This is a genomic window from Pseudomonas sp. BF-B-26 (genome assembly GCF_019956495.1).
Lineage (GTDB): Bacteria > Pseudomonadota > Gammaproteobacteria > Pseudomonadales > Pseudomonadaceae > Aquipseudomonas.
Genome location: NZ_JAHBDP010000046.1, coordinates 1 through 1733, shown reverse-complemented (window position 1 = coordinate 1733; position 1733 = coordinate 1). Strand labels below are relative to the sequence as shown.

Here is a 1733-nt window from a genome sequence, read left to right as displayed (position 1 = left end):
GCGGTGTGTCAGTCGACATCAACTTTGACTGATACACCGCTTTCGCGAGCAAGCCCGCTCCCACAATTGAATTTGTGTTTGGCTTTAGGCTTTTGCGGCGGCCAGAATCAGTGCTTTCATCTCCGATACCGCCGACTTGAACCCGACGAACAACGCATGAGCCACCAGCGCGTGACCGATGTTCAGTTCGTTGATGCCTTTGATCGCCGCTACAGCTTCAACGTTGTGATAGTGCAGACCGTGGCCAGCGTTGACGATCAAACCTTGAGCCAGACCAAATGCCACGCCATCCGCCACACGCTTGAGCTCTTCAGCCACATCGGTCGGCGTCTCGGCATCGGCGTAACGGCCGGTATGCAGCTCAATAGCCGGCGCACCAACACGACGGGATGCTTCGATCTGCCGCTCGTCAGCATCAATGAACAGCGACACTTCACAGCCGATCTTTGACAGGCGATCCACCGCGGCTTTAATCCGTGCTTCCTGCCCCGCCACGTCCAGACCACCTTCGGTCGTCAGCTCTTGACGGGTTTCCGGTACCAGGCAAATGTGCGCCGGACGAATGCGTTCGGCAAACGCCATCATCTCTTCGGTCACGCCCATTTCGAAGTTCATGCGGGTTTGCAGCACATCCTTGAGCAGCAACACGTCGCGCTCCTGAATGTGCCGACGGTCTTCGCGCAGGTGCACGGTTATGCCGTCAGCGCCCGCCTCTTCCGCGTCCAGTGCAGCCTTGACCGGATCCGGATAGCGAGTGCCCCGGGCCTGACGCAGGGTGGCAACGTGGTCGATGTTCACGCCAAGAAGAATGCGATTGCTGGTGGTCACGGAAGCGCTCCTGAAGAAGGGAAAGTTCGGTGCACAGCATACACGGGGAGATAGGGTCTGTTGATGTTTGGCAGCGGCCGCGCCGGGCGCTGCCAAGCATCAACAGACCCTACGGCTTGCGAAACAACTCGCGACTTACCAAGGGACGACCGCCCAGATGAACCGCCAGTGCCTGGCGCATCAATCGCTTGGCTGCCGATAGCGCGCCAGGGGCAGACCAATCTGCATCGGCCATGGCCAACAGTTCGGTGCCGTTGAACAGACCGGGTTGCAGCAGGTAGACCCGCTCGAGCCCCGCGTCCACTTGCAGACGGTAGAGACCGTCCGGCGCGATGGGCTCGCCATGGATGTCAGTAGTCAGAGCGAAGCCGTAACCCAAGTCATCCAGCAGCCGCCATTCGAAGGATCGCAACAAAGGCTCCAGCGGACGGCCTTCGGCAAGCGCAAGCAGGGTCGCGGCGTAGTGGTCAAACACAGCCGGATGCGGGTCTTCGGAGGGCAACAGCCGAATCAACAGCTCATTGAGGTAGAGACCGCTGAACAGCGCCTCACCATTGAGCCAAGTTGAGACGCCAGCGCTTTCCATGCGCCCGACATTCTTCAGCTCACCACGGCCACGGAACTCCACTTCCAGCGGCACGAACGGCCGCGCCAACGTCCCGGCCTTGCCCCGCGCACTGCGCAACACCGCCCGTAGCCGGCCTTGCGGCGTGAGGAAATCCACCAGCGCGCTGTTCTCGCGGTAAGCGCGGGAGTGGAGCACGAAGGCGGGTTGGCCGATGGGTTGGGACATGGAGTTCTCAATGAAGGAATGCAGTTTTTCAGACAACCCAAAACTAATGTGGGAGCGGGCTTGCTCGCGAAAGCGATGTAACAGTCAACATCAATGCTGAATGTTACATCGC

Annotated in this window: 2 protein-coding genes; both read right to left on the bottom strand. The window is 59.8% G+C overall.

Annotated features, from left to right (window positions below):
• Positions 1–84: 84 nt before the first annotated feature.
• The gene (gene pdxJ, locus KGB03_RS03695) at positions 85–828 is read right to left on the bottom strand and encodes a pyridoxine 5'-phosphate synthase (protein ID WP_095130562.1); all 744 of its coding nucleotides are present in this window, start codon (positions 826–828) and stop codon (positions 85–87) included.
• A gap of 109 nt (positions 829–937) precedes the next feature.
• Entirely contained in the window at positions 938–1621 is a 684-nt protein-coding gene (gene recO / locus KGB03_RS03690) for a DNA repair protein RecO (RefSeq protein WP_218537953.1), read from the bottom strand.
• Between the last annotated feature and the right edge of the window lie 112 nt (positions 1622–1733).